This window comes from Mycobacterium persicum, assembly GCF_002086675.1.
In the GTDB taxonomy this organism is placed as follows: domain Bacteria; phylum Actinomycetota; class Actinomycetes; order Mycobacteriales; family Mycobacteriaceae; genus Mycobacterium; species Mycobacterium persicum.
In genome coordinates, this window is record NZ_MVIF01000006.1 from 32,310 (window position 1) to 58,822 (window position 26,513).

The 26,513-nt window shown below is 66.6% G+C and carries 25 protein-coding genes and 2 pseudogenes; 22 read left to right on the forward strand and 5 right to left on the reverse strand.

Annotated features, from left to right (window positions below):
- The first annotated feature begins 204 nt into the window (after positions 1 to 204).
- The 8 genes from BST40_RS03605 (at position 205) to BST40_RS03640 (ending at position 8,953) form a co-directional block, all read left to right on the forward strand.
- On the forward strand, positions 205 to 1,185 hold the full coding sequence (locus tag BST40_RS03605; protein ID WP_075545462.1) for an Acg family FMN-binding oxidoreductase: 981 nt from the start codon (positions 205 to 207) through the stop codon (positions 1,183 to 1,185).
- A gap of 157 nt (positions 1,186 to 1,342) precedes the next feature.
- Positions 1,343 to 1,657 (forward strand): hypothetical protein, encoded by a 315-nt coding sequence (locus tag BST40_RS03610; RefSeq protein ID WP_244174277.1) that lies wholly within the window; start codon positions 1,343 to 1,345, stop codon positions 1,655 to 1,657.
- Between the two features lie 52 nt (positions 1,658 to 1,709).
- A complete protein-coding gene (locus tag BST40_RS03615) occupies positions 1,710 to 2,141 on the forward strand; it encodes an Hsp20/alpha crystallin family protein (RefSeq protein ID WP_075545463.1) in 432 nt (143 codons plus the stop codon).
- A gap of 16 nt (positions 2,142 to 2,157) precedes the next feature.
- On the forward strand, positions 2,158 to 4,200 hold the full coding sequence (locus tag BST40_RS03620) for an erythromycin esterase family protein (RefSeq protein WP_083153461.1): 2,043 nt from the start codon (positions 2,158 to 2,160) through the stop codon (positions 4,198 to 4,200).
- A 27-nt stretch (positions 4,201 to 4,227) separates the two neighbouring features.
- Positions 4,228 to 5,229 carry a 1-phosphofructokinase family hexose kinase gene (locus BST40_RS03625; RefSeq protein ID WP_083153463.1) on the forward strand — a complete coding sequence of 334 codons (1,002 nt, stop codon included), beginning with the start codon at positions 4,228 to 4,230 and terminating at the stop codon, positions 5,227 to 5,229.
- 141 nt (positions 5,230 to 5,370) lie between these two features.
- Positions 5,371 to 6,141 carry a universal stress protein gene (locus BST40_RS03630; protein ID WP_075545466.1) on the forward strand — a complete coding sequence of 257 codons (771 nt, stop codon included), beginning with the start codon at positions 5,371 to 5,373 and terminating at the stop codon, positions 6,139 to 6,141.
- A gap of 270 nt (positions 6,142 to 6,411) precedes the next feature.
- Positions 6,412 to 7,068: a response regulator gene (locus BST40_RS03635; protein WP_075545467.1), complete on the forward strand. Its 657-nt coding sequence runs from the start codon at positions 6,412 to 6,414 to the stop codon at positions 7,066 to 7,068.
- Between the two features lie 235 nt (positions 7,069 to 7,303).
- Positions 7,304 to 8,953: a sensor histidine kinase gene (locus BST40_RS03640; RefSeq protein WP_176357503.1), complete on the forward strand. Its 1,650-nt coding sequence runs from the start codon at positions 7,304 to 7,306 to the stop codon at positions 8,951 to 8,953.
- Positions 8,954 to 9,016: 63 nt separating this feature from the next.
- Here BST40_RS03640 and BST40_RS03645 read toward each other — a convergent pair whose 3' ends face one another.
- A complete protein-coding gene (locus BST40_RS03645) occupies positions 9,017 to 9,826 on the reverse strand; it encodes a universal stress protein (RefSeq protein ID WP_075545468.1) in 810 nt (269 codons plus the stop codon).
- Positions 9,827 to 10,083: 257 nt separating this feature from the next.
- On the opposite strand from BST40_RS03645, the gene BST40_RS03650 reads away from it, so the two are divergent.
- The 8 genes and pseudogenes from BST40_RS03650 (at position 10,084) to BST40_RS03680 (ending at position 17,064) form a co-directional block, all read left to right on the forward strand.
- Positions 10,084 to 10,986 carry a universal stress protein gene (locus BST40_RS03650; protein WP_083153465.1) on the forward strand — a complete coding sequence of 301 codons (903 nt, stop codon included), beginning with the start codon at positions 10,084 to 10,086 and terminating at the stop codon, positions 10,984 to 10,986.
- A gap of 62 nt (positions 10,987 to 11,048) precedes the next feature.
- Positions 11,049 to 12,566, forward strand: coding sequence for a bifunctional aminoglycoside phosphotransferase/ATP-binding protein (locus BST40_RS03655; protein ID WP_244174281.1), 1,518 nt, complete (start codon positions 11,049 to 11,051; stop codon positions 12,564 to 12,566).
- A 135-nt stretch (positions 12,567 to 12,701) separates the two neighbouring features.
- A complete protein-coding gene (locus BST40_RS03660) occupies positions 12,702 to 13,700 on the forward strand; it encodes an Acg family FMN-binding oxidoreductase (protein ID WP_083153526.1) in 999 nt (332 codons plus the stop codon).
- A gap of 29 nt (positions 13,701 to 13,729) precedes the next feature.
- On the forward strand, positions 13,730 to 14,830 hold the full coding sequence (locus tag BST40_RS03665) for a 3-oxoacyl-ACP synthase III family protein (protein ID WP_083153467.1): 1,101 nt from the start codon (positions 13,730 to 13,732) through the stop codon (positions 14,828 to 14,830).
- Positions 14,814 to 15,707, forward strand: a complete 894-nt coding sequence (locus BST40_RS03670; RefSeq protein WP_075545471.1) for a 3-oxoacyl-[acyl-carrier-protein] synthase III C-terminal domain-containing protein — start codon at positions 14,814 to 14,816, stop codon at positions 15,705 to 15,707. The genes BST40_RS03665 and BST40_RS03670 overlap by 17 nt, the downstream gene beginning before the upstream one ends.
- 98 nt (positions 15,708 to 15,805) lie before the next feature.
- Positions 15,806 to 15,886: pseudogene (locus BST40_RS33110) on the forward strand (hypothetical protein); the annotation flags it as partial.
- Positions 15,887 to 15,888: 2 nt separating this feature from the next.
- On the forward strand, positions 15,889 to 16,455 hold the full coding sequence (locus BST40_RS03675; protein ID WP_373420091.1) for an adenylate/guanylate cyclase domain-containing protein: 567 nt from the start codon (positions 15,889 to 15,891) through the stop codon (positions 16,453 to 16,455).
- A 114-nt stretch (positions 16,456 to 16,569) separates the two neighbouring features.
- Positions 16,570 to 17,064 carry a hypothetical protein gene (locus BST40_RS03680; protein ID WP_142276703.1) on the forward strand — a complete coding sequence of 165 codons (495 nt, stop codon included), beginning with the start codon at positions 16,570 to 16,572 and terminating at the stop codon, positions 17,062 to 17,064.
- Here the strand turns inward: BST40_RS03680 and BST40_RS03685 are convergent.
- Entirely contained in the window at positions 17,048 to 17,470 is a 423-nt protein-coding gene (locus BST40_RS03685) for a DoxX family protein (RefSeq protein WP_425270689.1), read from the reverse strand. The genes BST40_RS03680 and BST40_RS03685 overlap by 17 nt on opposite strands.
- Positions 17,467 to 18,372 (reverse strand): haloalkane dehalogenase, encoded by a 906-nt coding sequence (locus BST40_RS03690; RefSeq protein WP_075545475.1) that lies wholly within the window; start codon positions 18,370 to 18,372, stop codon positions 17,467 to 17,469. The genes BST40_RS03685 and BST40_RS03690 overlap by 4 nt, the downstream gene beginning before the upstream one ends.
- 220 nt (positions 18,373 to 18,592) lie before the next feature.
- On the opposite strand from BST40_RS03690, the gene BST40_RS03695 reads away from it, so the two are divergent.
- From BST40_RS03695 to BST40_RS03710, 4 genes are all read left to right on the forward strand, one after another.
- Positions 18,593 to 19,027 carry an SRPBCC family protein gene (locus BST40_RS03695; protein ID WP_083153475.1) on the forward strand — a complete coding sequence of 145 codons (435 nt, stop codon included), beginning with the start codon at positions 18,593 to 18,595 and terminating at the stop codon, positions 19,025 to 19,027.
- A 57-nt stretch (positions 19,028 to 19,084) separates the two neighbouring features.
- Positions 19,085 to 19,876: an SDR family NAD(P)-dependent oxidoreductase gene (locus BST40_RS03700; RefSeq protein ID WP_075545477.1), complete on the forward strand. Its 792-nt coding sequence runs from the start codon at positions 19,085 to 19,087 to the stop codon at positions 19,874 to 19,876.
- 20 nt (positions 19,877 to 19,896) lie between these two features.
- Positions 19,897 to 21,081: an acyl-CoA dehydrogenase family protein gene (locus tag BST40_RS03705; RefSeq protein WP_083153477.1), complete on the forward strand. Its 1,185-nt coding sequence runs from the start codon at positions 19,897 to 19,899 to the stop codon at positions 21,079 to 21,081.
- Positions 21,082 to 21,195: 114 nt separating this feature from the next.
- Positions 21,196 to 21,957 carry a 3'(2'),5'-bisphosphate nucleotidase CysQ gene (locus tag BST40_RS03710; RefSeq protein ID WP_083153478.1) on the forward strand — a complete coding sequence of 254 codons (762 nt, stop codon included), beginning with the start codon at positions 21,196 to 21,198 and terminating at the stop codon, positions 21,955 to 21,957.
- 107 nt (positions 21,958 to 22,064) lie between these two features.
- Here BST40_RS03710 and BST40_RS03715 read toward each other — a convergent pair whose 3' ends face one another.
- Positions 22,065 to 22,937 carry a DUF3159 domain-containing protein gene (locus BST40_RS03715; RefSeq protein WP_083153480.1) on the reverse strand — a complete coding sequence of 291 codons (873 nt, stop codon included), beginning with the start codon at positions 22,935 to 22,937 and terminating at the stop codon, positions 22,065 to 22,067.
- A gap of 95 nt (positions 22,938 to 23,032) precedes the next feature.
- Here BST40_RS03715 and BST40_RS03720 point away from each other — a divergent pair, with 95 nt between their 5' ends.
- Both BST40_RS03720 and BST40_RS03725 read left to right on the forward strand, forming a co-directional pair.
- Positions 23,033 to 23,563, forward strand: a complete 531-nt coding sequence (locus BST40_RS03720; RefSeq protein ID WP_083153482.1) for a PadR family transcriptional regulator — start codon at positions 23,033 to 23,035, stop codon at positions 23,561 to 23,563.
- Between the two features lie 289 nt (positions 23,564 to 23,852).
- Positions 23,853 to 25,208: pseudogene (locus BST40_RS03725) on the forward strand (HNH endonuclease signature motif containing protein).
- 20 nt (positions 25,209 to 25,228) lie between these two features.
- Here BST40_RS03725 and BST40_RS03730 read toward each other — a convergent pair.
- Positions 25,229 to 26,371 (reverse strand): MalY/PatB family protein, encoded by a 1,143-nt coding sequence (locus BST40_RS03730; protein WP_083153528.1) that lies wholly within the window; start codon positions 26,369 to 26,371, stop codon positions 25,229 to 25,231.
- Positions 26,372 to 26,513 lie beyond the last annotated feature (142 nt).

A 26,513-nucleotide genomic window follows, 5' to 3' on the forward strand; every position in this document is an offset into this window, starting at 1 on the left:
CGTTTTCCCGGGGCCGGCTACCCGATAGAGAAGAAAGTCATCAAGTCCTACTGCCGGTTGTCCTTGGACTCGAACTCCGCGGGCAGGAAAGGGCGGTGACGGCCCTTCAAGGCCCAATGCCCGCCGTGCCGGGGACCAAGGACTCTGGCGTCGGCTCCCAGCCTCGACGAAAGTCGAAGTCAGATCACAAGGCAGGTGAATGCGATGACCCAAGCGACGGTCGACACCGAGGTAATCACCAAGGCCGTGGAGTTGGCGTGCCATGCTCCCTCACTGCACAACAGCCAGCCGTGGCGGTGGTTGGCGGGCAGCACGGCCGTCGATTTGTTCCTCGATCCGCACCGATTGGTGACCTCGGCAGACAGTTCGGGTCGCGAAGCGGTGATCAGTTGCGGTGCGTTGCTCGATCACTTTCAGGTCGCCATGGCCGCCGCCGGGTGGAACGCGGCCGTCGACCTTTTTCCCAACCCCAATGATCTGGACCACCTGGCCTCGATCGACTTCGCCTCGATGGACTATGTCACCCAACCCCGGCGTGACCGGGCCGAGGCGATATTGCGTCGTCGAACCGACCGGCGTCCGTTCCGGGCGCCCAGCGACTGGGCGTCAGTGGAATCCGTGCTGCGCAGTTCCTTCGAAAACGACGGGATCGAGCTGGCGGTATTGACCGACGAGGCGCGGCCCCGGCTCGCCGAGGCGTCGCGGCTCACCGAGGCGCTGCGCCGCTACGACGACTCGTACCATCATGAATTGGCTTGGTGGACAGCGCCTTCCAGGGAATCGGAAGGGATACCCGAAAGCGCGCTGGCGTCCGGATCGGCGGCTCGGGCGGTGGCTGTGAATCGCCGGTTTCCCGCTGACTGGCACAGCGAGCGCAGTTCGGCCAGCAGGGCCGATCAAGCCAGAATCGTGGTGCTGTCGACGCCCGGCGACACGCGCGCCGACGCCCTCGATTGCGGTCGGGCGCTGTCGGCCGTATTGCTGGAGTGCACCCTTGCCGGATTGGCGACCTGTCCGGTCACCCATCTCACCGAGATCGCAGCCAGTCGCGCCATCGTCGGCGATCTCACCAGCAGCCCGGCGGTACCTCAGGTGTTGATCCGGGTCGGTGTGGCCCCTGCCGGCGAGGTTCCGCCGCCCACACCGCGGCGACCGTTGCGCGACGTGCTGGAGTTTCGCCGCTGAATCATGGCGATGGCCCGGCAGGTCAGTCCGCACCGGTTACCGATCACAGGTGACTTCCGGCCCTATGCCCCGGCCGCAAAGCACCGAATCATTGGGCCAACCCGGCGAATCGACGAAAGCCGCGTGCACGCACAAAGAAAATACAAAGGATATTGGTATGGGTTCTCCGCTGGGAAACGCTCCGCTATTGACAGATTCCGATCTCGATGCGCTGGCGGTGCAGTTCCTCAACTCGGCATATGCCGACCACAACAAATATTCCGAGTGGCCGCTGGATCGGCGGATCGAGGGTTTTCTGCTTCGCCGGGTACTTGTCCGTCTCGCCGAAGACGGCGACGCATATGACCTGATCCTGGACCGCGTCATGGCCTACCTGGGGGCAGCGCACCGCCGAGGTCCCGGCACCGGCGGCAGAGCGGACGAACGGCCCCGCCGGCCCGGGACTTCGGTCCCTATCGGCGGCCCGGATTGACTGGTCGGATAGAAATCGCCACCACGACGAGTCGAAAACAAAGGAGATAATCATGACTTCTTTCTCCGTGCAGCGCCGGCCCAGGTCACTGTTCCCGGACTTTTCCGAACTGCTCGCCGGCTTTCCGTCGTTTGCCGGCCCGCGTTTGGCCGCCGAAAGCCGGCTGATGCCGCTCGAGGACGAATTGAAGGACGGCCGCTATGAGGTGCGCGCCGAAATCCCGGGTGTCGACCCGGCAACGGACATCGACATCACCGTGCACGACGGGCGGCTGACCATCAAGGCCGAACGAACCGAGAAGAAAGAATTCGACGGCCGGTCGGAATTCTCCTACGGCTCATTCGTTCGGACCGTCGCGTTGCCGGCCGGCGCCGACGAAGACACCATTGAGGCCAGCTACGACAAAGGCATCCTCACCGTCTCCGTTGCCGTGTCAGACGCCAAGCCTGCCGAGCGCCGGATTCCAATCCAGCGCGCGAACTGACTGAGCGCCAACCGCCATGACCAGCTCAGCAAAGACCACCCGGCACGCGCCGCGGCGGGTATTCCGCGATCGCGGGGAGGCCGGCCGGGTGCTGGCAAGTCTGTTGAGTGCCTACCGCGACCACGGGGACGTGATCGTGCTGGGCCTGGCGCGGGGCGGCATACCCGTCGCCTGGGAGGTGGCGGCGGCGCTGCACGCTCCGCTGGACGCCTTCATCGTCCGTAAGCTCGGCGTTCCCGGCCACGAAGAGTTTGCCCTGGGCGCACTGGCAAGCGGTGGCCGTGTCGACGTCAACGACGATGTGGTGCGGGGGTTGCGGATCACGCCGCAGCAACTGCGCGACATCGCCGAGCGCGAAGGCCGCGAGTTGGTCCGCCGCGAGGCCATTTATCGCGCGGGCCGCCCGCCGCTCGACGTCGCCGGCAAGACGGTGATCCTGGTCGACGATGGGTTGGCCACCGGCGCAAGCATGTTCGCGGCGGTGCAGGCGCTGCGCGAAGCCGAGCCCGAGCAGATCGTGATTGCGGTGCCGGCCGCCCCGGAATCCACCTGCCGGGAGTTCGCCGGCATCGTCGACGACGTCGTGTGCGCCTCCATGCCCACCCCGTTTCTGGCGGTCGGTGAGTCATTCTGGGACTTTCGCCAGGTCACCGACGAGGAGGTCCGCCGACTGTTGGCCACCCCGACCTCGGGCATCTCGGTGATCAAACCCGCGGCGCCGACAGCCGCCGAAGTGATCAACAGCGTGGCCATCGACGCTCCCGGCGGGGTGCCACCATCCGAAACGCTGGAAGAGCTGATCGGCGACGCCCGGATCGTGTTGATCGGCGAAAGCTCGCACGGCACCCACGAGTTCTACGCGGCCCGGGCCGCCATCACGAAATGGCTGATCGAGGAGAAGGGCTTCTGCGCCGTTGCCGCGGAGGCGGACTGGCCCGACGCCTACCGGGTGAATCGGTATGTGCGCGGTCTGGGCGAGGACCGCAGCGCCGCAGCAGCGTTGAGCGGCTTCGAGCGCTTTCCGGCCTGGATGTGGCGCAACGTCGTGGTCCGCGACTTTGTCGACTGGCTGCGCGCGCGCAACCAGCGGCACCAATCGAATGGTCGACGGCAAGCCGGTTTCTACGGCCTGGACCTGTACAGCCTGCACCGTTCGACGCACGAAGTGATCCGCTTCCTCGACAAGGTGGACCCCACCGCGGCGGCTCGGGCACGCGCCCGTTACGCCTGCTTTGACCACACCTCCGCCGACGACGGTCAGGCTTACGGGTACGCGGCGGCATTCGGCGCCGGCCCGTCGTGCGAACGTCAAGCCATCGAGCAATTGGTCGATCTGCAGCGCCACCTGCTCAGCTATGCGCGCCGGGACGGGCTGCTCGCCGAAGACGAAGCGTTCTACGCCAAACAGAATGCGCAGACGGTACGCAACGCGGAGGTGTACTACCGCGCGATGTTCAGCGGGCGGGTCACCTCATGGAATTTGCGCGATCAGCACATGGCCCAGACCCTGGACGCGCTGCTGAAACACCTCGACCGCCACGACGATGTCCCGCCGGCCCGGATCGTGGTGTGGGCACACAATTCTCACGTCGGGGACGCCCGGGCCACCGAAGTATGGGCCGACGGGCAGCTCACCCTCGGTCAACTTGTTCGGCAGCGATACGGTGACGAGTCGCGTCTGATCGGGCTGTGCACCTACTCCGGCACGGTGACCGCTGCCAGCGAATGGGGCGGCATCGCCGAACGCAAGGTGGTCCGACCCGCACTCAACGGAAGCGTCGAGCAACTACTTCACGAGACCGGGCGCAATGCCTTCCTGGTGTCACCGCAGATAACCCCGGAAGCCGCGGACCCGCTCAGCGTCGTGCGGCTGGGACGTGCCATCGGGGTGATCTACCTGCCTGCAACCGAACGGCAAAGCCACTACTTCCACGTCCGCCCCGCCGATCAGTTCGACGCGATGATCCACATCGACAAGACCCGTGCGCTCGAACCTCTCGAGACCACCAGTTTGTGGATCGCCGGCGAGACACCGGAAACCTACCCGAGTGGCCTGTAGCCGCCGGTCCGAGCCGAGTCAACGGACATGACGAAGGCGGCCGAGCCGGCCCAGCCAGTGGCAACCGGACCGCGAATCGTCACGTTGACCATGAATCCGGCGCTCGACATCACCACCAGCGTCGACGTCGTCCGGCCGACCGAGAAACTGCGCTGTTCGGCAACCCGTTACGACCCGGGCGGCGGCGGGATCAACGTCGCCCGGGTCGCGCAGGTCCTCGGCGGGTCGGTGTTTGCGGTGTTTCCCGCGGGCGGGTCGCATGGTGGGCTTCTGGTGCGGCTGCTCAGCGACGAGAGGTTGCCCTGTGCGCACATCCCGATCGCCGCGTCGACGCGGGAAAGCTTCACCGTCAACGAGATCACCACCGGCCGGCAGTACCGGTTCGTGCTTCCGGGACCCCAACTGACATCGGCGGACCAGCAGCGATGTCTTCAGGAATTGCGGTTTGCCGCGCGTTCCGCCGAATTCGTGGTGGCTAGCGGCAGTCTGCCGCCGGGGGTACCCGCTGATTACTACCAGCGGGTTGCCGATGTCTGCCGTCAGCTCGATGCCAGGTTCGTGCTGGACACCTCCGGTGGCGGCCTGCGGCACATCTGTCACGGAGTCTTCCTGCTTAAGGCAAGCGTGCGAGAACTCCAGGAGTGCGCCGGTCGGGAGCTGGTCACCGAGTCCGCGCAATTGGGTGCAGCCCGTGAGCTGATCGACCGCGGTCTTGCGCAAGCCGTGGTGGTGTCGCTGGGATCGCACGGCGCGCTGCTGACCACACGCGACACCAGTGAGCGGTTTTCGGCGGTTCCGATGGGACACGGAAGCGGCGTCGGGGCTGGCGACGCCATGGTTGCCGCGATCACGGTGGGCCTATGCCGCGGCTGGTCGCTGGCCGAGGCGGTTCGGTTGGGGATTGCGGCGGGCGCGGCAATGCTGCTGACACCGGGTACGGCGGCCTGTGAGCGGGCGGATGTGGAGAGGTTGTTCGAGCAGGTTGGCCAACCTTCGGAAGTCAGCGACGCGGCCGCCGGCGCGATGTGATCGTGAGTGTTCGACGTGGAATTCTCGGCGGAAATCGCCCGGGACGAACGGCATACCAAGCTAAGGCCGAACGGCCCCTGCCCACAGAGCCGATTCCGCAATAGCCTGATAGTGAGCGGGTCGAAATAGTCAGGAGCCGACATGTCGCAGCCGGACCCGAAGTCGGTGGTCGTGGCCGTCAACGGCTCACCAGCCGCGGTCAACGCCGCCAAGTGGGCGATCGCAGAGGCAAGGGGCCGGCAGTTGCCGCTTCGCCTGGTTTATGTCATTCCCGCCCATGATGCGCCGGGCGGGTCGGCGCAGAACTGCGAGTGGGAGCTCGAACGCGCCGAGCGGGCGCTGTACCAGGCGGACGGGGCCATCCAGGGCGAAGGCCGACCGGTCGAGACCGAAACCGCTATCCTGTCCGGCGATCCGGCGCAGGTGTTGATCGGTGAATCCCGCGGCGCCGCCTTGATCTGCGTCGGCACCGCGCGTCGGGGCAGGGCTGCCGACGGCTTGCTGGGCCCGACCGCCGCGGCGTTGGTGACGGGCGCACACTGCCCGGTCGCGATAGTCCGGACCAATCCTGACGGCTCGCCCACCAAGCTGGGTGTGATCGCCGTCGTCCTCAACGACGAAGCCGACAACGACGAAGTCGTGCACCAGGCGATGGAAGAGGGGCGGCGCCGGCACGCCACGGTGCGCCAGATAGATCGCCGGCTCAACAGCTGGGTCCGCCGCTATCCGGACGTGCCCGTCCAGATCGTTGCCGCGGGCACCGGCGCGAAGGCCGCCGAGCGCCACGGCAGCTCGATCGACCTGGCCGTTGTCGGCGAGACCGACGCCGAACAGCTCCCGGAACTGGCTACTCCCAATTGCCATCCGATTCTGGGTTATCCCGATTGCTCGATCCTGGTAGTGCGGCACTAAAATCCGATCGGGTGCCCGCCGCGCCCCGAATTTCCTTCTGTGCCAACCGGATTGTCGCTTGCCCCGGGAAGTGGACACCCGTCGGCCACGTCGTCTTCGGCGGCGGCAGGTAGCGCTGCGACACCGGGGTTACGGTTACGCGCCGATCGGTCCGGGTCGGCGCAAAGCACACGAACCAGATGCCAACCGACATCGCCGTCCAATATCGGCAATAGTGGCAAAAGTGGGGAATAGTTGGAAAATAGTGCGGTCAGGGTGAAAGGACTCGCAATGGTTAAGGTTTTCTTGGTCGATGACCATGAAGTAGTCCGTCGCGGACTGACCGATCTGCTCGCTTCCGACCCTGACCTCGAGATCGTCGGCGAAGCGGGTTCCGTCTCCGAAGCGATGGCGAAGATCCCGGCGTTGAAGCCGGATGTCGCCGTGCTCGACGTGCGCCTGCCCGACGGCAACGGCATCGAATTGTGTCGTGACCTGCTGTCGGATCAGCCCGAATTGCGGTGTCTGATGCTGACGTCGTTCACCTCCGATGAAGCGATGCTGGAGGCGATCCTGGCCGGCGCCAGCGGCTTCGTCGTCAAAGACATCAAGGGTATGGAGCTGGCCCGGGCGATCAAAGACGTCGGAGCCGGCAAATCGCTGCTGGACAACCGGGCGGCTGCAGCGCTGATGGCAAAGCTGCGGGGCGGGGCGGAGCATCACGACCCGTTGTCCGGATTGACCGAGCAGGAGCGCACGCTGCTCGGGCATCTCAGCGAGGGATTGACCAACCGGCAGATCGCCGCCCGGATGTTTCTGGCCGAGAAAACAGTGAAGAACTACGTGTCGCGCCTGCTGGCCAAACTCGGCATGGAGCGGCGAACCCAGGCAGCGGTGTTCGCCTCGAGGCTGGGTCAAGGGTCGGCGCCGCCAGCGCCCGGCAACTGACGCGTCCTGCCGACGCCCAGCCGCAATCATTTGCCGGTCACCGCCGGCGAACCGCGGGCTCACAGATCAATGGCCGCCCGACCGCGTTTTGGTTAAGCTGGTCAGCGACATCCGAGTGTCGCCCGTATTGCGCCGGCTGTCGTAAGCCGGGGGCGTGGAAGGTTTCAGTCAGGTGGCCAGTGACCACAGCGGCTCACCATTTGCGGGGTTGGGTCAGCCTGGACTAGTGGACAGGATGCACGCGCAGCTCGACGAGTTGCTGGCGGCCCGCGACCAAATGGCGCAATTGCTGCAGGTGATCGTCGAGATCGGCTCGGATCTCGACCTCGACGGAACGCTGCGGCGGATCGTCTCCGCGGCCAGGGAATTGACCGCCGCCCCCTACGGCGCCCTGGCCGTCCGCGATCCCGAAGGAACGTTGCTCTCGTTTATCCACGAGGGGATAGACGCCGAGACAGCGCGACGGATCGGGCATCTGCCGGTCGGCAAGGGAGTGCTGGGTGTCTCGCTCGTCGAAACGCCGGCGTTGCGCCTGGATGACCTGACCGCGCACCCGGCCGCCTGCGGGTTCCCCGAGCACCATCCCCCGATGCGGGCGTTTCTCGGCGTGCCGATCATGATCCGCGGAACGGTGTTCGGCCACCTCTACCTCACCCATGTCGGCCCCGGGCGGGTCTTCTCCGAATCCGACGAGTTCGCGGCTCGCGCGCTGGCGTTCGCGGCCGGGGTCGCCATCGACAACGCGCAGGTTCTCGAGCGCGAGCGCACGGCGGTGAAGTGGATGGAGGCCAGCCGCGAGATCACGACCGCACTGTTGACCAGCGCCGAGCCGCAGCGGCGTCCGTTGCGGTTGATCGCGGAAAAGGCATGCGCACTCACCGATGCCGAACAGGCGATTGTGCTGATACCGCTCGATGTCGACCAGCCGCCCGAGGAGATCGACACGCTGGTTGTTTCCGCCGCGGTGGGGCGGAATGCCACTGAGGTCGTCGGCCAGCGGGTTCCGGTGGACGGCTCGACCACCGGCACCGTTTTCCGGTCCGGCCAGCCGCTGATCACCGAGGCGTTCAACCACAGGATTCCCGCGTTCACCGACGTCGCACAGCGCTCCGCGATTCTGATGCCGCTTCGCGCCCACGACCACGTCGCCGGGGTGATCGCCATTGCCCGCGGCGCCGACAAGCCGCCCTTCGACGCCAGTTATGTGGATTTGGTGCGCGATTTCGCCACCCACGCCACGATCGCACTGATGCTCGCGTCCGGCCGTGAGGATGCGCGCCAGCTGACCATCCTGGCCGAACGCGAGCGCATCGCTCACGACCTGCACGACCACGTCATCCAGCGGCTGTTCGCAACCGGGATGGATCTACAGGGCACCCTTGCCCGGGCGCGGTCACCGGAAGTGATCGGCCGGCTCGGCCGCACGCTTGATGATCTGCAGACCATCATCGAGGAGATCCGCACCGCCATTTTCCAGCTGAAGGCTCCGCTGGAGCGCGACGGTGGCTTCCGGCACCGCATTCAGGCGGTGGTCGCCGACCTGACCGAGCATCGCGACATCGTCACTACCGTGCACATCGACGGCCCGATGGCCGTCGTCGGCGGCGAACTGGCCGACCACGCCGAAGCGGTCACCACCGAGGCCGTCAGCAACGCCCTGCGCCACTCGGGCGCTACCCAGCTGACCATCGAGGTCGGCGTCGCCGACATGTTCAGCCTTGACATCGTCGACAACGGGTGTGGCCTGCCCGCCGACATTTCGCGCCGCAGCGGTCTGGCCAACATGAAGCACCGGGCCGAACAACTCGGCGGCAGCTGCGAGGTCAGCAGTGCACCCGACGGCGGCACCCGGGTCCACTGGACGGCTCCGCTGGGCGATTGCTGACGACGGCTGGTCGGCGGGTGGCGTTGTCACCGGCGCGGTCGGCCTGCCGCGGTGGCGGGGCCGTCAGTTCGGCACCACGAGCACCGAATGCCCATCGCGGCGTGGCACGTGGAATGTCACCGGGCCGACCATCCGCGCGACGTCGCCGGCATCGTCGCTGCCCACCACCGCCAATTGGATCGGTTCCTCGGTCCTGCCGAGAAATTCGGCGACCCCATGCCGAGCGGCTGCCGGTTGGACGTGCAGGTCGCGATACTGACCGACCCAGCGGTCGAGCCGACGATTCAGTTGCTCGTAGCGAATCTCACCCAGACCCCAGCGCCAGACGCCCATCGCCAGAATCGGCGCCCCGCGAAGGCGCGCCTCCCGGAAGCCTTGTTCGAGCACCGCGTCGTTGGCCGGCGAATCCTCGACGACAACAGCGATCCACGCCGAATCCGGCCCGACGTCGTTATGTCCGGTGCGGATGACCGCGATCGGGCACCGGGCCTTTCGCGCCACCGCCTCGGCGGTCGAGCCCAGCAGCTTGCGAGCGACCCGTCCTATCCCCACCGACCCCACGCAAACCATTGCCGCCGAACGCGATTCGTCGATCAGGGTGCCGCCGGGTGATCCGTATACGATCTCGGTCTCGACTTTGACGGCCTCGTCCATGGCGTGCAGCGCGGACGCGGCGCCGTGGAGGGCCATTTCGGCATATTCGACGTCCAGACTGTCGTCGCCGGCGGGCGCATCGGCGCCGCGGGGGATCGCATGGATCAACCGGAGCGGGATGTCGCGGCTGATCGCCTCGGTAATTGCCCACTTGGCGGCGTTGATCGCGGCGTCCGACCCGTCGATGCCCACAACTATTCGTGATTGCGGATGATTCATCGCATCCTCCCGATCAGACGGCCCGCCCGCAGAGACCCCGAACCCGTCACTTCGCGAGGTTATTGCGCATCGCCGGTTGGTGGCAGGGTCGTTTGACCCCGGCTCGCGAGGCTGTTGGTCCCCAACGGGTCCTCTCTGGGTCCGTCGGTGTGCCAGATGGCGCGGCGAAGGTCTCACGGCCACCCGGTTGGGGACTTAAGCCTCACGACCGACGACGCTCGCGGGCATTAGCGTTTTGATGGCTGAGGGAGAAGGGAATGTCTGCAACCATGAAACGTCTTGGCATCGTCGTCGGCGTCGACGGATCGGCCGCGTCGAATGCGGCGGTGTCGTGGGCAGCACAGGACGCCACGTTGCGCCATCTGCCACTGACCTTGGTGCACATGGTGAATGCGGCCGTGCCGATGTGGCCCGAGATGCCGATGTCGATGGGCATGGCCGCGTGGCAGGAAGAAGACGGCCGCCAGGTCCTAGAACAGGCGATCAAGATCGCTGAGCAGGCCGTGCAGGCCCATCGGGAGATCACCATCCACACCGAGCTGAGATGGTCGCCGCCGGTGCCCACGCTGGTAGAACTGTCCGCCGAAGCAGATTTGGCGGTGGTGGGCAGCTACGGGCGTGGAGCGGTCGCCCGGGCGGTCCTGGGCTCGGTCGGTTCGGCGCTGCTGCGCCGCGCGACCTGTCCGGTCGCGGTCATCCGTGAGGCGGACCCGGCCGCCGCTCCCGCGCATCGTGCTCAGCTGCAGCAAGCGCCGGTCGTGCTAGGAATTGATGGCTCGCCGGTCTCGGAGTTGGCGACGGCCATAGCCTTCGACGAGGCGTCGCGCCGCGGTGTGGAGTTGAAGGCGGTGCACGCCTGGAGCGATCTGGAAGTGGTTGACCTGCCGGGTTTGGACTGGGCGACCGTCAAGTCGGAAGCGGAGCAGACCGTGGCCGAACGCCTGGCCGGCTGGCAGGAGCGGTATCCCGACGTCACGGTCCATCGGCTCGTCGTGTGCGACCGTCCGGCCCGCGAGCTGATCGACCAAGCGCAAACCGCCCAACTCGTCGTGCTGGGCAGCCACGGACGAGGGGGATTCACCGGCATGCTGCTGGGTTCGGTCAGCAATGCGGTGGTTCACTCGGTTCGGACACCGGTGATCGTGGCTCGTCGGTCCTGAGCGGTCCTGGCCACAGCGCCGAGGTGTCCGTAGCAATCGGAACGAGCGCATGGGAGGCCGTGATCAACGCCGACAGAGGTACTGCTGATGCAGCGACGACCGCTGGGGTGCCCTACGTCGATGTGCACGAAACCCACACCGGCGTAGTGGTGCTCGCCGGCGACCGGGCCTACAAGGCGAAGAAGCCGGTGTTGACCGACTTCCTGGATTTCCGGACACCTGAGCAACGCGAACGCGCGTGCCTGCGCGAAGTCGAGCTGAACAGCCGGTTGTCGCCCGACAGTTATCTCGGCATCGCACATCTCTCCGACCCCGCCGGAGGACCGGCCGAACCGGTCGTGGTGATGCGGCGCTACCGCGACAGCGACCGGTTGGCGTGGCTGGCCGAGCACGGCGGGTCCGAGACGTCGGTTCGGGAGCTACTGGACACCATCGCCGCAGTGCTGGCCCGCTTTCACGAGCATGCCGAGCGAAGTCCACTGATCGACGCCCAGGGCGAGGCCGGCGCGATCGATCGACGCTGGACTGATAACCTGACCGAACTTCACCGCTATGCGGGTACGGTGTTCTCCGACGAGTCGATCGGGCGGATCGAGCAGCTGGTTGCCGAATTCGTCTGCGGCCGTGACGTTCTGTTCAACCGACGGATCGAGGAAGGCTGCATTGTCGACGGCCACGGCGATCTGCTTGCCGACGACATCTTCTGCGTCGCCGACGGACCGGCCCTGCTCGATTGCCTCGAGTTCGACGACCAACTTCGCTACGTCGACCGTATCGACGATGCAGCCTTCCTGGCCATGGATCTGGAGTACTTGGGCCGCAACGACCTTGGCGAATACTTTCTCGAACGCTACCTGGCCCATTCCGGCGATACCGCGCCGAAGCCGCTGCATGACTTCTACATTGCCTATCGCGCGGTAGTGCGGGCCAAGGTCGACTGCGTCCGGCTGTCGCAGGGCAACTCGGCGTCCGCCGCCGACGCCGCCCGGCACCTGGCCATAGCGACCCGGCATCTGCGCCACGGCGCGGTTCGGCTGGCGCTTGTCGGCGGCAACCCGGGCACCGGAAAATCCACGGTGGCCCGGGCGCTGGCGGAACGCGTTGGGGCTCAGGTTATCTCCACCGACGACGTGCGCCGGCAGCTGCGTGAGTGGGGCGCCATCGCCGGAGAGTCCGGCGTGTTGGATGCCGGGCTGTACAGCCCGCGAAACGTCACCGCCGTCTACGGGGTAGCCCTGCGCCGAGCGCGTCTGAGCCTGGCGAACGGGCGGCCGGTGATCCTCGACGGGACCTGGCGCGATCCGCAGCTGCGCGCCCAAGCGCATCGCCTTGCCGCCGAAGCACATTCGCCGCTGGTGGAACTGCTGTGTACGGCGCCGGTCGACACGGCGGCCGACCGGGTCAGGACCCGGCAACCGGGCAATTCCGATGCGACGCCGCAGATCGCGGCGACCCTGGCCGCTCGGCACAACGGCTGGGACACCGCGCACCTGGTCGACACCTCTCGGCCGCTCGAGTTCTCGGTGCGGGAAGCCCACGATGTGTGGCTGTGTGCCACCGGCGCAGGCGCGCCGCAGTAACGCCGCGGTCGTCGTCGCAATCCGCTCCCGGCGGCAACGAGCCGAGCCCAAGGCCCCTCTCGTCGAGGACCAACGGCCCTGTCCGCGCGCGGCGCAAGTTCATAGCGTTGACCTCACAGGCGAAAGGTGATGCTCATGACGGCGGCGGCGGTACCCGATGTACCCGGTGCGGTGGTGATCCGCGAAGCGGTGATGCTGGCCTGTCATGCTCCGTCGTTGCACAACAGCCAGCCATGGCGATGGATTGCGGAGGGTCCCACATTGCAGCTGTGGGCCGACACCAGCCGGTCGATGCCGGCTACCGACCACACCGGCCGGGAACTGTTGTTGAGCTGCGGCGCGGTGCTGGATCACCTGCGTGTCGCCATGTCGGTTGCCGGCTGGGACACGACCACCGAACGGTTTCCCGACCCGGCAAGCCAGGACCGGCTGGCGACACTGCGATTTCGTCGCGCCGAAACCATCACGGCAGAGCAGCAGCGCCGGATGCAGGCAATCCTGCGGCGCCGCACCGACCGATTGCCGTTCGACCCGCCCGCCCGGTGGACGGCCGCGGAGTCCGTGCTGCGACGCGTGGTCGCACCCTATGACGTCCTACTGGATGTGGTGGCCGACGAGCAGCGTCCGGCCCTGGCCGAGGCGTCCCGGCTCACCGAGACGTTGCGCCGTTATGACACCACCTACCTATCCGAATTGCGTTGGTGGACATCGCCGTTCACAACAGACCCGAGTCATGCGCCGGAAGGCGCCCTGGTGTCCACCGCGGAAGCGTCCCGGGTCGACATCGCGCGGGCGTTTCCGCCTGCCGGCGGCGGGCGCCGTCGCCCAGGCATCGATCATGACCAGTCCAAGATCGTGGTGTTGTCCACCGACAGCGATGACCCGTTGGACGTGTTGCGCTGCGGCGAGGCGATGTCGGCCGTGCTGCTCGAATGCACCATGGCGGGCATGGCCACGTGCACGCTGACGCATATGACCGAAATCGCGATGAGTCGCAACATCATCGCCCAGATCACCGGTACCGCGGGCCGGCCGCAGTTGCTCATCCGACTCGGCCGATCACCGGCCAACGACCAGCACGTGGAGCGCACCGCGCGGCGGCCCGTGACGGAAGTACTCGAATTTCGGCGTTGACCTGCGCCAGCGGGAAGGAGGTTCAGCCCATGACGCGGCACTGGCTGGTAATGGAGACGGCGAACGGACCGCAGGCGCCGTTCGTCACTCGGGTAGCCGCCGCCGGCCGGCATCTGCCCCAAACCCATCTCACCACAGACGAATTGATGTCGACCACTCGTCATCACACCCACATCGACCTGGAACGGCTGACCGGAATCCACGAGCGCCGGGTCTCGGTGGGTGATGAGGATTCCTACTCGCTGGCCACCTCCGCGGCGCTGAACGCTCTGGCGGTCGCGCGGCAGGACCCGGCGGCGCTGGACGTGGTGATCAACTGCAGCATCACCAAGTTCCGCGGCGGCCTGACCCAATGGCTGGAGCCGACTATGAGCAGCGCCATTGCCCGCGCCATCGGGGCGCGCCGGGCGATGACGTTCGACATATCCAACGCGTGTGCCGGAATGCTCACCGGTGTAACGATTTTGAACAACTGGATCCGCCAGGGCGTGGTCGAGCGCGGACTGGTCGTCAGTGGCGAGTACATCTCACAGCTCAGCCATAACGCGGCGCGTCATATCCGCAACATCCTCAGCAAAGAGTTGGCCTCATTGACCCTCGGCGACGCCGGCGCGGCCCTGCTGCTGGAGCGGGCACCCGTCGGCTCGGCGGGAATCGCCCTGGCCGGGTTCACCACCGTCGCCGACTACAGCCGGCTGTGTCTGGCCTACCCGCGGGGACACGACCCGGGCGCGCGGATGTTCACCAACGCCCGCGCCATCCATCAGGCCGCAATGGCCAACACGCCGCTGCTGTTACAGGAAGTCCTTGATACGGCAGGCATTTCAATTCATGACATCGACCACGTGATCACTCATCAGACCTCGGCGCGGGCAATCCGCAAGGGTATGGCCCGAATGTCGCAGTCGTTCGGCGACAAGCCCCGCCATGACGCGGTGATCACCGTGGACCGGTACGGCAACACGGCGTCGACCACCCACACGGTGGCTCTCGTCGAGGAACTCGAGGCCGGACACGTCGCGCCCGGGGAACGGATCGCGCTGATCGCTCTGGCTTCGGGGCTCGAAATTGGGATCGTCTTACTGACCCTGGATGAGGACATGGTGAGCCGGTATGGGCACAGTCATTGATCGAGTCGACCTCACACACCCGGGCCTGCTGCATCGGCATAGCGCGCTGCACCTGGCCGTCGCCGCGGCCAAGGATTGCCTGCAGCGAGCGGGATGCGAGCCCGGCGAGCTGGATCTCGTGGTCAACGCGGGGATTTATCGTGACCGGAATCTGGGCGAACCCGCGCTGGCAGCGCTGATCCAGGACGACATCGGGGCCAACCCCGAGGATCCGCATGCCGGTGGTCACGGCACGTTCTCGTTCGACATTGCCAACGGCGCCTGCGGCGTGTTGACCGCGTTGCAGATCGTCGATGGTTTTCTGCGGACCCACAGCATCAACCGCGCGCTGATCGTGGCCAGCGACGCCGATCCGGGACACGGGATGAGCGAGCACTTTCCCTTCTCGGCTGCCGGAGCCGCGTTGTTGTGCGGCTGGACCAACGAGGACTACGGTCTGAGCCGCGTCTCGTGGGCGAACCTGGACGACGGGGCAACCGACGAGACATTCCGTGCCACCGTCGGTTTCGCCGACGCCCGCAATGTTCTTCGGTTCAGCGAGTCGGCCGACATCGACGATCAGTTCGCCGCCGCCGCAGCCCAGGCGGTGGCGGCCTGCCTGACCGCGCATTCCGTGCGCCTTTCGGCCATCGACATGATCGTCGCCGCCCCGGCACGGCAGGGGTTCCGTGCGGCGCTGGGCAACCGGCTCGGGGTGCCGGCCGACCTGATTCGCGTGGCGGATGACGAGCACATGCATACGGCGGCGCTGGCCGCAGCCCTCGAGGGGCAGGTGCAGAGCCTGCCCGCGGGCACCCAGGTGCTGTTCGTCGCCGCGGGTGCCGGCGTCACGGCCGGCGCGGCGCTCTATCGTCAGCCGCCCCGCGTCGTCGGGTGAATCTGTAGACCCGACGTCTCGGGCAGTGTCACGATACCGAGGTGGACGTCAGTCGAACCGTCGCAGCGGACGCGTCCTGCCGATCGTGTGGCAGCGCGGTGGCCGCCACCGCGAAGTTCTGCAGCGAATGCGGTGAGCCACTGACCCGCAGCGCCCGGTCGGCGGAGTACGCATCATGGCGGTGTTCGGGGCGCCGGCCGCACTCGAAGATCACGCGCTGCGGGCGTGTCTGGCGGCGGTGGCCATTCAGCGCGAAATCCAGCCGTTTGCCGGCGATATCGAACGCGATGACGGGGTGGCTTTGCGGTTGCGGGTCGGGCTCAATTCGGGCCAGGTGATTGCCGGTGAAATCAATTCCGGCCCAGCGGGTTACACAGCAATCGGCGAACCGGTGGTGATGGCGCAGCGGATGGAATCCGCCGCCCCGCCCGGCGGTGTGATGATCAGCGAATCGACCGGACGCCTGCTCGAAAATGCCGCTGTCCTACGGGATTACGAGCTGGGGCAGATCAAGGGCACTGACGTGCCGGTGCCGGCGCACCGGCTGCTGGCCGTGGGCGGGGTGCTACGCAAAACTAGAGGCCGGCGAGGTCCGGGAGGTCTGACGCATGGCGCAGCGAGCCGTCGATCTGGCCGCCGGAGATCCGACGAAAGGCGGTCTCATCTTCGGTTCACGGCTGGCAATGGCAACGGGCCTCAAGGGTTTTGCCGGAATCTGCCTGGGAATGGCGGGCTGGCAAGCCAATAGCGACGCGGCCATCGCGATGGCGGCCCGATCGATCCCACGATCCACGTCATGAACATCATGTGGAAACACGTCTTGGCAATTCCGTTCGGCGCCTTGGCTGCCGACACGACCGCCTTGGCTCACACCGCCGAGGCACTACGTATTGCCGAGCAGACCGGCGACGAACTGGTTCTGAGGTTCGCCCGACTTTCACACGGCTTGATGCAAATCCACCATGGCGGCGCCCACCGCGACGACGGCCTCGCGCTGCCGGTCATGGCGCGGCAGTCAGCGGCGAGACAGCGTTTCGTCAGCTTGGCGATCGCCGTCATCGAGCCCGAGATCGCCAGACACAAAGTGCGACAAGGAGATCTCGACGGCGCCATCGAACTGGCCCGTTCGGCCGTCGACGACAGCTTCGCCTTTGGTGAGATGATATGGCACTGGCTGGCCGTCACCGTTATGCCTTGGCGCGCGGCGACGCGGCCGGTCATGACGAATTCATGGCGCGTCTTCGCGCCAGGGCCGAAGCGCTGGGCTTTGAACCTCTGGCTACCGCAAGCACTTCGGTTCATTCCTGAAGCGCCGGCTGACACGGCCGCTGGTGTGGGAGTTAACTGGTGCGGCTGACTTTGAGTGCCGTGGTGATCATCGGAAGCTGCAATGGCAGCCGCGCCAGCGCGATGATCCGCATCGGCCAGGGCTTGTCCCACCACAGCCGGACCATGTTGAGATTGCCCGGAAAGACCGCCACGAAAAGCCCCGCGGCCGCCAGCGCGGCCAATCGCCGGGTGCGTCGCGGCAGCAACAGCGCCCCGATGACCAACTCGGCGACACCCGATACGTAGGTGTAGAGCAGCGGGTTTCCGGGCAGTTCCGCGGGGATGATGTCGTCGAAAGGTTTGGGCGCCACGAAGTGGATGGTGCCCACGCCGATCAGCAGCGCGGCGATCCGATACGCCGCGATCTCGTTGCGGTCACGCCGGGCACCGGCAGGCTCGGTCACCGATGACGACGAATTCTGTCGGGGGCTCATCGCGCGGCCTGCTGCCAGGAAATGATGCGTTCGGCCAGCTCCGGTCCGCTGTCCTCCTGGATGAAGTGGTTGGCGTTGATGCGGGCATGCGGCTGGCCCGCCGCGCCCGGGATGTGGTTGATCAACGGACGGTCGGCTCGTCCCAGGATCGGGTCCCGTTTCCCGAAGATGGCAAGGAATGGCTTCTCCCATCGGCCCAGCGCGTCCCAGGCGGCCCGGTTGGCCGCAATCGCGGGGTCGCCGGCCGAGGTTGGCACCAACTGGGGAAAGGCCCGAGCGCCCGCTTGGTACCGCTTGTCGGGGAACGGAGCGTCGTAGCCGGCCCGTACCTCGGCCGGGACCTTGTGCACGGTGCCGGTGTCGACGATGCGGCCCGCGGGCAGCACGGGGGAGTAGCGGGCGAAAGCCCGCCAGAGGTAGAAGGCGGGCGGGGTGCGCTGCTGCGCGGTGGGAAGGAAGCCGTTGGCCACCACCAGAGCCGCTACCCGGGCATCCTGTTCCGCGGCGATGCGCAGACCGATCAATGATCCCCAGTCTTGCACGAAGAGCGTCACGTCGTGCAGATCGAGATTCTCGAACCACGACGTCACCCATTCCACATGACGCAGGTAGGTGTAATCCGCAATGCGCGTTGGCTTGTCGGAGCGGCCGAAGCCGATCAGGTCGGGTGCCAGCACCCGGTTGCCGGCCTTGGCGAGCGGCGGGATCATCGTCCGGTACAGGTAGCTCCAGGTGGGCTCGCCATGCAGCAGCACGATCGGCGGCCCGTCGGTTGGACCCTCGTCGAGGTAGTGCATGCGCAACGCCTGGGTGTCGGTTGCCGCCACATCGACGTAGTGCGGTGCGAACGGGTAGCCGAGGAGATTTTCGAACCGGGCATCCGGTGTTCTCAGGACATCCATCAGTCAGCTCCTTCGGGGCGGCACGGTGAGCTCGTCTGCTACGGCAAGCCTGCCATGCCGCTGCGCCGGGCAGCTGGGCCGGCCGACAGCTGCGTGGGCGCGGCGGGACGCGACGTTCATCCGACCTCGGTGCCGGTGGTTCGCGGGCGCTTGCCGGGCGGAATTTCTGCTGCGTCTAGCATGTGCGGGAGTACGCGGCTGCGGCCAGACAGGAGATCTCATGGTCGAGATTCACGTGCAGCGGACCATCGCAGCGCCGGTGGAAAAGGTGTTCGACTGGCTGGCCGACCCGCACGCGTTGACCGCCGCCCCGTTGGTGCTCCGGGCCGGTTACACCAAGGACTCGGCCCCGACGGGGCCGGGTGCGGTGCGTGACGTGGTGGCACTCGGCACCTGGTTTCGGGAGCAGATCACCGCCTTTGATCGGCCGCACAGCTACACCTACCTCATCCTGCGCTCGTTTCCGCCGTTCAATCACGAGGGCGGGACGTTGACGTTCACTCCCGCGGGCGACGGTACCCATGTCGATTGGCTGACCACCTACACCCATCCGGCTCGGGCCGGCGGCAACCTGCTGGCCGCGGTCACCCGCCCGCTGTTGCGGTCGAACTTTCTGGCGATTCTGGCCGCCTGCGCGAAGACGCTCGAAAGCTAGCGGTGCCGAGGAACCGGCTCGCTGTCGCGGGCCACCGACGTCCGGAGAGGACCGGCCGTGGCCCACGGTGAACGTGCCCGTGCGAGCACATTCGTCGTGACCGGTGCGGCCTCGGGCATCGGTTTGGCGACCGCGCGCCGGCTGCTGGACGAAGGGGGCTCGGTCGTCGGCGCCGATCTCGTTGCCCCCCAGGAGGACCTCGGCGGGCGATTCACCTTCGTTTCGGCCGACGTGACCGACGAGGCCGCCGTCGCCGCCGTCATGGACGCGGTGCCGGGCCGCCTGGACGGGGTCGTTCACTGCGCCGGGGTCGCCGGCGGCGGCCCGGTCCACCTGCTCTCGCGCACCGAGTGGGACCGGGTCATCGGAACCAACCTCACCGCGACCTTTCTGGTGGCCAAGGCCGCGCTGGCCAGGATGATCGAGCAACCCCGTGTCGACGGCGAGCGCGGCTCCATCGTCACCCTGGCCAGCATCGAAGGTCTGGAAGGGACCGCCGGCGGTAGCTCCTACAACGCCGCCAAGGGCGGTGTGGTGTTGTTGACCAAGAACATTGCGCTCGACTACGGGCCGAGCGGTATCCGCGCCAACGCCATCTGCCCGGGCTTCATCGCCACGCCGATGACCGACAGCGTCTTCGGTATGCCGGGTATGGAGGGCCCGCAGGCCTCGATCGTCGCCGAGCATGCCCTGCGGCGGCTGGGCCGCCCGGAGGAGGTCGCGGCCATGGCCGCCTTTCTGGTGTCGCCGGAGGCATCCTTCGTCACCGGTCAGGCCATTGCCGTCGACGGCGGCTACACGGCCGGACGCGACCACGGCGTCGTCCGGCTCTTCGGCTTTCCCGAGTGAGACGAGTGACAGGAACCCCCATGACGTCGACAGCTGAAGCGAGCGGGCGGGTCGTCGCATTGGCCCGCGGGATGCGGGATCTGGTGCGAGCCGAGGCCGCCGAATCCGAGCGCAAGCGCACGCTGACCGATCCGATCGTCGATGCGATGTGGGCTACCGGGCTGATGTCGGCGCTCAGTCCCGTCGCCGCCGGCGGGGTCGAGCCGCCGTTAGCCGACATGATCGAGATGTGGATCGAAATGGCTTGGCAGGATGGGTCTTTCGGCTGGATCGGGATTGCGAACCTGCCGTCGCGGTTCGCCGCCGCGACCTATCTGCCCGACGACGGCTTCGCCGAGGTGTTCAGCGCGCACGACAACCATGTCACGATGGGCGGCCAATTCTTCCCCAATGGGCAGGGGACCGTCGTCGACGGCGGCTACCGGTTGAGCGGGTCGTGGAGCTTCGGCTCGGGCATTGGCCATTCGCAGTACATCGCCGCCGGGTTTTTCCCGATGGACAACGGCGAGATGCGCTGGATCAGCGAAGGCATCCCCGACATGCAGGTGGCCGTGGTCCCACGCGACGACATCCAGTTCAACGACGGCTGGTATGTGCAGGGGCTCAAGGGAACCGGGTCTTATGACTACAGCGCCCAGGATGTGTTCGTGCCGCACGGCCGGACGTTTCCGCTGTTCACCCGCGAGCCGTACCGGGGGAGCTCGCCGGCCACCCGCATGGGCCTGATGCCCGTCACCGCCGCCGGTCACGCGTCGTGGGCACTCGGGGTCGCCAAGAGCATGCTCGACGACGTCGTCGACCTCGCGGCCACCAAGTACCGGATGAGCGACATGGCGCCATTGGCCAGCCGCCAAACCTTCCAGAAGGGGCTCGCACATCACGTCGCGGCGTGGCGGGCCGCCCGCCTGCTGGTACTCGACGCGGTCACCACCGCCGAAGCCGCCGTCGCCGCCGGTGACGACCTGACGCCGATGTTGCGGGCCGACTTGCGCGCGGCCGCGGTCTTCGCCACCGATACGGCACGAAGCTGCGCGGAGTGGGCGCACCTGGTCGCCGGAACGAGCTCGATCCGCGAAGGCAGTCGTCTCGAGCGCGCGTTCCGTGACATGTACACCGGGACCCAGCACGCCTTCATCAGCGAGAAGGTGGCCATCGATTGCGCCCAGGTGTGGCTGGGCATCATCGAGGACCAGTTCGGCCTCTGAGTCCGCTTTGCGTCCACTTTGCCATGACGATCCGGCCCGCCCGGACGGCGATGAGCCGACCCGCGGTGCGGTAATTTGGCACAGATTGCCAACCCATCCGGAAAACGGTTCGCCATGGATGATCACGCTCTTGCCGCGCGGCTGGCCACCGAGGCCGGGCAGCTTCTGCTCCACATCCGGCAGGAATTTGCCGACGCCGCGGCGAGCGAGCGAAAGTCGGCGGGGGACAAGCGATCTCACCACTTTCTGATGCAAGCACTGGCCCTACAGCGTCCCGCCGATGCGGTGCTGTCCGAGGAGGGCGCCGACGACCCGGTGCGGTTGCGCTCGGCGCGGGTGTGGATCATCGACCCGCTCGACGGTACCCGCGAGTTCTCCGAACTCGGACGTGAGGACTGGGCGGTTCACGTCGCGCTGTGGCAGACCGATGAGCTCGTTGCCGGTGCCGTGGCGCTGCCGGCGCAGGGCATCACCCTGGCGACACCGCACGTTCAGCCGCCGCCCACCGCATCCGGACGACCACGCATCGTGGTGTCGCGCACCCGAGCGCCCGCAATCGCGCTGGCCGTCCGCGACGCGTTACACGGCACGCTGGTCGAAATGGGCTCGGCCGGCGCCAAAGTCGCAGCGGTGGTGCAAGGGTCGGCCGATGTCTACGTGCACGCCGGAGGCCAGTACGAATGGGATTCCGCCGCGCCGGTGGCGGTCGCCCGGTCCGCCGGTTTGCATGCCTCCCGCATCGACGGATCGGCGTTGGCGTACAACCGGGCGGACCCGAAGCTTCCGGACCTGGTGGTGTGCCGCTCGGAACTGGCTGAGGCCGTACTGGCCGCCACCGGCGGCGCGGACCGGTGGCCCGGTAGCGGTGATATGTAAAGCCGAATGGCCTAGCGTCGAGAAGTTCTCATCAGTCGCTTGCGGATCAAGCGGTGGCGCGCAGCCCGGGCCCTGGTTCCGTTGTGGACCAACGGCATCGGCTCGCGTCAGGGCTTCTTGTCCGCGGCGAAGAGTTTCACCATGAGACCGGATGCCACGCTGCCGATCACGATCAGCGCCATACCCACCGCGAAATCCACCGAGTCGGTGACCAGGCCCGCGATCCCGGTGACCACGACGAACGTGGGCAGCCACTCGACGAGCCCGATGGTCGACGGCAGCCGGGCCGGTTCTCCGTTGGCCAGGTCGAATTTGGCCGAGGCGTAATCCGGGTAGAACTTGGTGACCGCCGCCGCAAAGAAGATGGCCGCCAGCTGCAGGATCCATCCCGTCCAGAAGTTGCTGGGGTCGTGGAAGACATAGTCGCCGACAAAGCCGACCGCCGCGGCGAACATGAACGCGCCTGCCCACACGGCGGTGATCACGGCATTGATCCGCTCGAACAGCGGGCTGTCCCAATACTCTTGTGGCGTCGTGTCTTTGGCGTAGGCCATGGTGAACGGTTTGCGGATCAGCAGCGTCAGCCAGGCGAAACCGGCCAGGGAAATGTTGGTCAGCTCGCCGGACCACAGTTCCAGCCAACGGATCACGTTGTCGGTCGCGACCAATCCGACGACGGCCAGCGCCGCGAAGAACAGCGCACCGAAGACCTCCAGCGTGTGAACCTTGATGCCCCGGATGACACCGGCAACCATGACGAGCAACGAGAACCCCAGGGCGGCGACCACCGCTTCCTCGAAGCGGCCCGGTCCGGACAGGATTGACAACAGCGCCCACGGTGCGATTCCGGCGAAGGGCGACTTCAGAAACGAGTCGATCACGCCTGCCCGGCGGTGTGCCTCCGGCCGGCCCTTCGACGGCTGAGCGTCGTTGTCGTTATCGGAAGGGGCCGGCAGGTGAGGGCGGGGGGTGTGACTCATCTGGAACTCCTCGCGTTATCGACCATCCAATTATGACATGTGAATAGTGGCATCTCACTAGTGACATGTCAATGATGGATAGTTAAGATGGTCTGGTGAGCTTGCGACATGCCGCGTTGGGGTTGCTTTCCCAGGAGCCAGGTAGTGGCTATGACCTGCTGAAACGGTTCAAGTTGTCGATGGACAACGTCTGGCCGGCTACCCAGAGTCAGCTCTACGGCGAGCTCAACAAGCTCGCTGCCGCCGGGCTGATAAGGGTGTCCGACACGGGGCCGCGGGGGCGCAAAGAGTACGTGATCACCGATGCGGGCCGGGCGGAGCTCAATCGCTGGATCACTTCTCCGCAGGAGGATCCGCCCATTCGCAACGCTGCGTTGTTGCGGGTGTTTCTACTCGGCCAGCTGCCTCCCGACCAGGCGCGTAAGTATGTGGAATCACTGTTGTCGCTGGCCGAGCAGGAGCATGCGCACTACCAGCAGATCCGCGAAGCCTACGACTGGTCCGACGATGACGACAGCTTCTTTGCCCGCGCGGTTCTCGAGCAGGGATTACGGTGGACTCGCCACGAGATCGACTGGGCCACTTGGGTCATCGAGGGCCTGGATCGGCGCGGCGCCCGCGGTTAGGACTAACCGGATTTCTCATGCACCTGCTGCACCGCGGGCGTGCTCGACACACCTCGCCCGCGCCGCCCGTCTACTGAAATATCTGCGTAGAGCCTGCACTGCACGGCAAAACCGTTGTGCGCCGTGGGATGTTGCGCATAAGGTAGCCGCAGCCCAAGCGCGGCCTTGTCGCACCGTTAGCCGCGCGACGGGAAGCGCTGCTGTTCGCTCTGAGCGAAGCGTGAAATCGATTGTTCGGCAGTCGTTTTTTGCCCGAGTCTTGTCGGTGCCCGCCGATAGGTTAGGTGCTATGGATTGGCAGGCGGTCACGGCGGCCTTCGACAGGTTGGATGCGGCGCTGGATGTGGTGGCGGGCCTGAACTTTGACGCGTTGAGCGCCGCGCAATGGTTGACGCTGCTGCAGCGCTGCGAACAGGTGCGCCGACGCATCCCGGTGCCCCAGCATCAGCCGATCAACCATTTGGCCCGCCAAGCCAGCGCCGCAGAGTTAGGCGGCAAACTCTCGCATGCGATCGCCGAGTGGACGTTGATCAGCCGTGCCGAGGCCACCCGGCGCATTAATGTGGCTGCCGATCTCGGGCCGCGGCGCGGGTTGTCCGGTCGGCCGATCGCCCCGGCGCTGGCCGCCACCGCCACCGCCCAACGCGACGCCAAACTCGGCGCCGAGCACATCACGGTGATCCGCCGGTTTTGCCGGCAGCTTCCCGGCTGGGTCGACCACGCCACCCGCGAGCGCGCCGAAGCCCAGCTGGCCCGCCAAGCCAGCCAGTTTCGCCCCGAACAGCTCGCCGAGCTGGCCGCCACCCTCGCCGATTGCCTCAACCCCGATGGCACCTACCGCGATGAGGATCGGGCGCGCCGACGCGGACTGATGTTGGGCAGCCAGCAAGCCGATGGCATGTCGGCGCTGCGCGGGCTGATCACCCCCGAACTGCGCGCCACCCTGGAAGCGGTGCTGGCCAAACTGGCCGCCCCGGGCATGTGCAACCCCGACGACGAGCAGCCGGCGGTCGATGGCGCGCCCTCGGAAGAGGCGATTCAGCATGACACTCGCTCGGCCGCCCAACGCCACCACGACGGGCTCACCGCCGGGCTGCGCGCCCTGCTGGCCTCCGGAGACCTGGGCCAACACAACGGGGCTGCCGGCCAGCATCATCGTGTCCACCACGCTCAAGGATTTGGCGGCGGCCGCCGGCAATGCGCTGACCGGCGGCGGCACCATCCTGCCGATGTCGGATGTGGTCCGTCTGGCCCGCCACGCCCACCATTACCTCGCCATCTTCGATCAAGGCAAAGCCGTGGCGCTCTATCACCGCAAGCGGCTGGCCTCACCCGGACGCGAATCGTCTTGTACGCCAAGGAGCGTGGCTGCTCAGCCCCGGGCTGCGACGTCAAAGGCTACTACGGTGAAGTCCACCACGTGATTCCGTTCGCCGAGTCAACCACCACCGACATCAACCAACTCACTTTCGCCTGCGGACCCCACCACAAACTGCTCGACAACGGCTGGACCACCCGCAAAAACACCCACGGCGACACCGAATGGCTCCCGCCACCCCACCTGGACCGCGGCCAACCCCGCACCACCATGCATCATCCCGAGAAACTGCTCCGCGATGGAGGCGACGACGACGAAACGGAGTAGCTCCGTCAACCCAGAGCTGACTAATGTATGTCGGCCAGCGCCCGGCCCATTCGCGATACGGCTTGGGTCAGGATGGCTTGGCTGGTCGCGAAATTGATGCGCACGTGCCCGTCCCCGCCCGTTCCGAAGACGTGGCCGGAACTCAGCGCCACCCGGGCGTGGTCCAGGAACCAGCTGGCCGGACCCGACAGGTCCGACACCACGGCAAGGCCGTCGGCGGCCCGTTCGGCGAAACCGAGTGCGTGACAGTCCAGCCAGGCCAGGTAAGTGCCTTGCGGCCAAAGGTATTTCACCCCGGGAAGGTGTTGCTCGACCAGATCACCCAATAACGTTCGGTTGGTATCCAGGCCCTGCAGCACGGCGTCGAGCCAATCGCCGCCGCTGCGAAATGCTTCGGTATGCGAGATGACACCGAGGTGGCTTGGTCCGTGACTGACTTCCTCGGGCATGCGGCGAAGATCGGTTGCTGCTTCGGCACCGGCGATGGCCACAGCGGCTTTGATCCCGCAGAGATTCCATGCTTTCGAGGCGGACATCAGGCTGAATGCGTTCTCGGCACCAGGCACGCTCAGGTACGGCGTGAATCGCGCCCCGCTCATGACGAGCGGAGCATGGATCTCGTCGGACACCACCCGGACGCCGAACCGGCGTGCGAGTCGGGCGATCTCGCTTAGTTCGTCGACGGTGTGCACGGCGCCGGTCGGGTTGTGGGGATTGCACAACAGGTAGGCGACGCTCCCGCCGGAGCCACCGGCGCGCGCGAAGGCCCGCTGCAACGTGTCCACATCGATCCGGCCGTCAACACCCAGCGGCGCTTCGATCACCCGCCGGCCGTCGTGAGACACGAACGCGTAGAACGGTGCGTAGACCGGCGAATTGACGATGACCGTGTCACCGCGCTCGGTGACCAGCCGTAGTAGCTCCACAACTCCGAGCATGACGTCGGGCACGATCGCGGTGCGGCCGACCTCCAGATCGTGCCAATCCCACCGTTGCGAGGCGAACTCGGCCACCGCTTCGGCATAGGCGGTGCCGTGGGGATATCCGGTGTCGCCGCGGTCGACGGCGCTGTGGATGGCGGCGGCCACCGTCGGCGCAAGATTGACATCCATCTCCGCGACCCACAGCGGCAGGACATCGGCCGGGTAAGCACGCCATTTCATGCTGGTGCGGCGCTGCAATTGCTCGAGCGATAGCTCCTCGAGTGGATTCGTCACTGTTGCAGATTACGGCCCTCGGATGCCGAGTCACCGAGCGGCAAAGGCGTGCGTGGGGATGGTCGACGGCAGATCCACCGAACTGACG